Genomic DNA, 6,830 nt, shown 5'->3' on the forward strand with positions numbered 1-6,830 from the left:
CCCCTAGCGTGATCCGGGCGGATGTCACGCGGAAGGGTTGCAAACCGGCAATGAGAAAAAATCAAGTCGCCAGCCACGTCGTGCGCTTGAGGTGCCCCGCACTCTCGGGAGAGGCGAGATGGACCCCCACCTGGTTTGCATAGGAGGCGAGGACCACCGCCTGCATATTCCGTTCCTGCTGTCGCTGCGCAAAAAGGGTTTTAGGCTGACAGCCATATCGAGTGACGACGTCACCGCGTTTTCACGCCACGGAATTCCGCATCATCGCATTGAATTCGATCGATTTGCCATTGGCGGTGCGCGATTGAGCGCGTTGCGCTCGGTCCGCGGGTTGATGGCAGAGACCCGGCCGGACATCATCCAAAGCTTCGACACCAAGCCCAATTTGCTGACCCCTTTGGCAGTGCGCGGTCAGGTGCCGGTCGTCCGCACGATAAACGGGCTCGGCTGGACCTTCTCTTTGCTGGAAGCACGAGCGCGGGTCCTGCGCCTTGTCTTCTGCAGCCTGCAATGGCTCGCCTCTCTCTGGACTGCCGCGACTTTTTTCCAGAATAGGAACGATCGGGCTTTCTTCGAGCACTGGTGGCTGACCCGAAAAGGCACGGCGCGGCTGATAGCCGGTTCGAGAAACGACGTGGGCGCGTTCGCGGCGGCTAGTCATTGCGGACTTTCGGCCGACGCCACGAACCTTAGCGCGCAGCGTCTTCGAGTTCATCGAAGCAGAAGAGAATCTCTCCTGGAATCTGTCCGCTCCGCCGTTCTCACCCAGGTGAATCTCAAACAACACGCCAACCACCGACTCAGGGATAGCGGCGACCTTTTGTTGAAGGGCCATTGAGAGGGCTGAACCGATCAACTCGATCTCCGGATTGAAACGGCATGATCATTGAACTTTTCGGACCAGCGGGATCCGGTAAAACAACCTTCGCGAACGCCCTCGCCAAGCATTTGCGCGACCATGGGTACGTTGCCAAAGTCACCCTGTGCTACCTGCCCCGCGATAGAGGCGGCGGCTGGGACCGCTTCGGCATTTTCGCGGTAATCTCCCGAATATCATCCGCCATTTTCATCACAGTTCTGGCACTTCTTTCTTCATTTTGGCGAAACAGTGATATTGCATCCGCAAATAAAATTGTAAGAACAATACCACCAAAGAGCCTTATACGGCGAATTCTTATGTGGCAGTACATAGTTCGCCTGTCACGCTGCTGGACACAGGCGCAGGGATCAACAAATATAATCATATTCGACCAAGGCTTTGTGCAGGCGATCGGGTCCCTTGCAATGTTCAATGGCGCCGCAGACGACAGGTTGATCGTGCGAGCGCTCGAATCTACGCCCCGGGCTGATCTGGTGGTTGGGATGGCAGTCCCGCGCGATGTCGTGGAAGCACGGCTTCAGACAAGAATGATGCACGAACCGCCTGCGGAACGGTTCTTAGACGTAGACGTCGCTGGCAACATGCAATTTTTCGATGTCTTCGAAAAGATTGGTAATGTTCTCCGGAGCGCGCGGCGAAGCAACGTCTCGGTTGGGGCAGTCGACGAACAGTCCATCGCAAGCGGCCTTTGTCAGGTGGAACAGGAAATCCAGACGCGATTATCGCGAACCGGGGTTCCCTTCATCAACGACACGCGCGGTGGCGGGTTGGCGGCCGCAAGACAGGCGGATAACAAGGGAAGCACGGAAGACTGCTCGGAAAGTCAGTCGCTTGAACTCCATGCGGCCGACGGGGTTACTCATACCCTCTCACTCGGGGGCACCGCAGGCCGATCATCCGTTACTGTGTTCCACCGGCGTCCCCATGATGTGGGCCGGCGTCTATTGCATGCGAGCATATTCGCCCTTCTGGTCTATATCGGTGGTGCGGGCCTCACCAGCATGGCACAGCTTGGAATCGCACGGCTGGTCGGCGCGACGAGCTATGGCACCTACTCATACGCCTTGGCATGGAGCACCGTTCTCGCCACCCTCTCGACGCTCGGCTTTAACATGTCGCTGTTGCGCTTCGTGCCGGAATACAGGGCCGCTGGACGTTGGGACCTAGCGCGCGGCGTAATCATCTTCGCGCTCTCGTGGTCGCTCTCGGCCGCGATGCTGGCGGGACTGACAGGAGCCAGCCTCGTCGCCTTTTCGGGAGAGAATCACCAGGAACTTCAGAGGGCAATGCTGCTCGCCATGGCGGCGGTGCCGCTGATGACGGCCTGTACGCTTGGCGCCAGCCTAATTCGCGCCTTTGGAGGCGTGGTGTCCGCGCTTTTGCCCGAGCGTGTGGCGCGCGATGGGCTGCTGTTGGCGCTGGTGGGTGGCGCGGCGTTTTCGGGCTGGGTAACCCTGGATGCCCCTTTCGCGATGATGGCGGTAGTGACAAGCTCGGCCGTTACCGCGATGCTTGTCCTCGCCACGGCAATCAAGCTGCGGCCGACTGACCTGCAAAACGCGCGGGCGAGTTATTCCGGGCGTTTGTGGCGGTCTGTAATCCCTCCTACCGTGCTAATTACCGGGCTTGATGCCTTCGTAAGCCGAACGGGGGTCATGCTTTTGGGTTGGACGGGCCGGGTCCACGAGGCTGGCATTTTTGCCCTATGCCTGAACGTGGCGATGCTGGTCGGTCTTTCGAATGTCGCAGTAAGCACGATGTTCTCGCCGACTGCTGCGGATCTTCATGCCCGCGGGGATCACGAAGGCCTGCAGCGGCTATTCTCACGAGCAGCAGTTCTGAGTTTCAGCGGGGCACTCGCATTGGCCCTGGCGTTGCTGGTGGTCACCGAACCTCTCCTAAGCTGGTTCGGCGAGGATTTTGCTGTGGGAGCACCGATCGCACGAATCCTCATCATGGGTTATCTCTGCAATGCGGTTTGCGGACCCCAGCTAAACCTTCTGACCATGACCAAGAATGAGTGGGCCGCCGCGACGACGATGGTTGGCGGCTCCGTGACTGCCGTCGTCGCCTGTGCAGCCGGCATAGCGATGGACGGGGCGACCGGAGCGGCGGTCGGCTTCACGCTCGCACTGGTCGTCTGGAACTTGGCAATGGCCACCAACATCCGCAAGCGATTGAACATCTTGCCCGGTCTCGTCTTTGCTGCCTTAGCCTTGAGGTCGGGACAGCTCAGAGCTCGCTTGGGATAGCCGCATGTCCCAATTCGTGGGGTTCGATGCAATGATATCCACCGGTCATCAGCCCAGCTGCGTCCCGCAATGTGAGCCTGAATCTCCGGCGACCCTGGCCAGCGAAACGAAAAATGCCAACGCCACGCCTGCCGGGGAGATCGAGGTACTTAGCACCCTGCTCGCGGCGCTGACCGCATTGGAGCGAAGCAACGTCGAATGCTGCTATTGGAGGAGCAGCAGGCGCCTTCCAGCTGTCCTGCTGGGTGAATCGGACCTTGATCTACTTGTTGCGAAGTCTGATCAACATCGGGCCGCCCAGGCCTTGCTCGGCTCCGGACTCAAGCGCTTCGAACCCTCCAATTGCCACGGCCATCCTGCAGTCCAGAGCTTTCTTGGCTACGACGAGCCGAGCGGGCGCATCGTCCATCTCCATCTTCACTTCCGCTTAGTTGTCGGCGAACCGATCTTGAGGAACTATCAGCCTCCTTGGGAACGCCTATTTCTGGCCTCGGCGATCCGACACCCCACACTGCCTCTCCGGATGCTCGATCCGGCAAGCGAGGCATTGCTGCTTGTGGTGCGAGCCAGCCTCGAGCTGCGGCGTCGAGATCCCATCGTGTTTCGCCACTGGCAAAGGTTACAGGAGAACTTCGAACTGGACCGGCTGCATGTGGCGTTACGGGTCGACCGGCACAGTTTCCGTGGTCTCGCGGCAAAGCTTGTGAATAAGGACCTCGCGGAAGCCATTGCCAAGGAATTGTTCGAAACGCAGACCTTCATGGCCCGGCGTCGCCTTCACGCCCGGATTCGCAAAGAACTGGCGGCGTACCGAACCTACAATGGCCTAGAAGCCGTTCTGCGCGGTATCGGCCGGGTAATCTTGTGGACCGCCGGAAGTCTGAACAAGCAGTTCCTGCATGTGCCCCGCCCCTGGAGCCGCCGTACGCCCGGCAGCGGCATGGTGGTAGCCGTAGTCGGGATCGACGGTAGCGGCAAGACCACGCTTGTGACAGCGATCCGCCAGTGGCTGGAGTCGGAAGTTGACGTGCTCCCGATATATTTCGGCACCGGGGGTGGTAGGCCATCGCTGCTGTTGCTGCCGTTCAAGTTGCTGGTACCGATCGTCACCCGGGCGCTTGGAACCAAGCCCGCCGGCAGCTCGCATGGCACCGTGACCGACAGTTCGCCGGGCCCCCTCTACAGTATTCTGCTTGCCGTATGGGCAAGCGTCCTCTCTGTAGAGAAGCGGATGAAGCTGGTGGCCGCGCGCCGCGGTGCGGATCGTGGAATGGTCGTCGTTGCCGATAGGTTCCCTCAAGACCAGATCATAGACTTCAACGATGCTCCGCTGCTGCCCCGATTGGCCAAAGTCCCAGCCTGGCTTCGGCGTTTCGAGGCCAGCTCTTATGCGCTTGCCCGTCGTCTGCCGCCGGATCTCGTCATCAAACTGCAGGCCACCCCCGAAGTCATCATGAAGCGCGAGCCGGACATGGATCCGCTGGTCGTTCGAAGGCGAGTGCCGGCCCTGCAGCAACTGACCTTCGGAGGCACTGTGGTGGTGAACCTCGATGCCGGGGAACCGTTGGCCGACGTTATCGGTTCAGCCAAGGCCGCGATCTGGCAGATGCTTTGAGTACGTACGAGATCAGCTCGGGGTGGTCATGGAATAACGAGATAGCGCAACGGCAGGCTAACTGCCCAGTGCCGGAGTACATCGGCGAAAAGACTTGCAATCGTGTTCCGCAAAGGGCTCTGCCTCTTCCTAAGAGGGCGCCTGCCTCGCGCGACGACGCCCATTCGCAGGCTATCGGTATAGCCAATTTTGACGAAGGGGACGGCCTTCAGAAAGTAGATCATTTCCAACACCTTGGATTCGGGCGCGCTATTTGAGTTCGTAAGTGCTGGCAACGGCCATTTTCGGCCCGAACCTTGCGCAAGTCGTTGAACCTCCTCAGAGTGCAAGAATTCTCGACCGCACCATTTTCCCCCCAAAAAGATATTTCTTGAATGAGCCCGTGGATCGAAGCGGCTCGGCGCGTCCGTCTCTGTCTCTGAGGACCAAAACAGATGCGGTGGCAGGTTCTGAGGGCCGCACCGCCGCTTCGAGTTTTCCAAACAGGCAGTTCGGCAAACCCCGGCCTATCCCGTCCAGCCAAGCCCGGCCGAGATGCAATTGATCGACACGAGCAGAGCGTCGGTCGCCCGCTTTTGGTCCGCCGTGTTTGCCCGAACTTCACGCAGCAGATCGACCTGGAGCAGGTGAATGTCATCCATCTGCCGGCGCAGATTGTCGAACCGCCGCTTGAACATCGGAAAGCGCGCGGAAAGATCGCCTCCCGTGAGGTCACCGATCAGGCGTCGCGTCAGCTCGTATTCGGCGGCGATCCGGGCGTGGATTCTTGCTGCCGCATCGCTATCGGACACCAGGCCGGCGTAGAGCCGCGCGATCTCCATGTCGGACTGGTAAAGCGTCTTCTCGGCCTCGTCGACGATCAGGCGGAAGAAGCGCGAGTGCTCGAACATGCGGGCCAGAAGGTCGCGCCCGGCTTCGCCGCGCACTGTAACGAAAGAACTCAGCGCGCTGCCGATGCCATACCAGCCGGTCAACAGATGGCGGTTCTGGCTCCAGGCGAACACCCATGGAATGGCGCGCAGGTCGGCAATGCCGCTGGCGCCGAAACGGCGATCCGGCCGCGAGCCCATTTTCAGGAGCGCCAGTTCCGCGACCGGGCTCGCCTGGTTGAAATAGTGGAGGAAGCCGGGCTCGGCCATCAACCCGGCATAGGATGCCTGGGACATGCCTGCCAGCGCTTCCAACGCTTCATCGAACTCCGGCGTTTCCGGCCCGACATCACCGGGCGACCCGGCACCGTGGGCGAGCACGCCAGCGGCGAGAACCTCGAGCTGGTTGAGACCGGTTCCGCGATTGGCGAATTTCGAAGATACGACTTCTCCCTGTTCAGTCACCCGCATCCTGCCAGCGACAGTGCCCGCCGGCTGCGCCGCGATCGCCCGGCCGGTCGGCGCGCCGCCACGGCTGACAGAACCGCCGCGACCGTGAAAGAAACTGATCCTGACCTTGTGCTTGCGCCCGATCGCTGCGAGGCGCTTTTGCGCTTTTACCAGTTCCCAATTGGAAGCCAGGAAACCGCCATCCTTGTTGGAATCCGAATAGCCGAGCATGATTTCCTGGCGCGCGCCGAAATCCCGCACCGTCCGCCGCACCAGCGAGACGCCGAGCAATCCGTTCAGGATGGCAGGGGCGGCCTGCAGATCGGCGATGGTCTCGAACAACGGCACGATCCGCAGCCTGATCGTGCCGCCGCCATCGGGCGCGGTCGAGAGTCCGCAATATTGCGCCAGCAGATAGACCGCGAGCAGATCGTCGGCCAAGCGGGTCATGCTGAGCACGAACGAGCCGACAGCGTCGGCATCCGAGCCCGAGATGTGCTTGGCGATGACGGAGAATGTCGAAAGCAGTTCACGGGCTTCAGGCGAGAGTTGGCCTCTGTCGATCTCCAGCCGCTCGCCTTGGCTGAGGCCTGCGCGAATGCGCGCCGACCATTGCGGCGTGCCTGCCGCGACCGGATCGGCGGGATTTGCCAGCGCAAACAGCTCGGCCAGCACCCGGTTGACGACCGTGGAGTTCTGCCGGATGTCGAGCGAGACCGTGCGGAAGCCGAAGCTTCCGACCTGCCAAAGCAGGGGCTGGACGA

Annotated in this window: 4 protein-coding genes; 3 read left to right on the plus strand and 1 reads right to left on the minus strand. The window is 60.7% G+C overall.

Annotated features, from left to right (window positions below):
- The first annotated feature begins 118 nt into the window (after window positions 1–118).
- From EOA38_RS23750 to EOA38_RS23760, 3 genes are read left to right on the plus strand one after another with little or no spacing between them, the layout of a single operon-like run.
- A complete protein-coding gene (locus EOA38_RS23750) occupies window positions 119–838 on the plus strand; it encodes a glycosyltransferase (protein WP_126093223.1) in 720 nt (239 codons plus the stop codon).
- A gap of 41 nt (window positions 839–879) precedes the next feature.
- A complete protein-coding gene (locus tag EOA38_RS23755; protein ID WP_126093224.1) occupies window positions 880–3,132 on the plus strand; it encodes a lipopolysaccharide biosynthesis protein in 2,253 nt (750 codons plus the stop codon).
- A gap of 4 nt (window positions 3,133–3,136) precedes the next feature.
- Entirely contained in the window at window positions 3,137–4,747 is a 1,611-nt protein-coding gene (locus EOA38_RS23760) for a hypothetical protein (RefSeq protein WP_126093225.1), read from the plus strand.
- Between the two features lie 506 nt (window positions 4,748–5,253).
- Here EOA38_RS23760 and EOA38_RS23765 read toward each other — a convergent pair.
- A partial coding sequence (locus tag EOA38_RS23765; protein WP_127300377.1) for a phosphoenolpyruvate carboxylase occupies window positions 5,254–6,830 on the minus strand: 1,577 nt, incomplete at its 5' end.

The organism is Mesorhizobium sp. M1E.F.Ca.ET.041.01.1.1 (assembly GCF_003997355.1).
GTDB lineage: Bacteria > Pseudomonadota > Alphaproteobacteria > Rhizobiales > Rhizobiaceae > Mesorhizobium.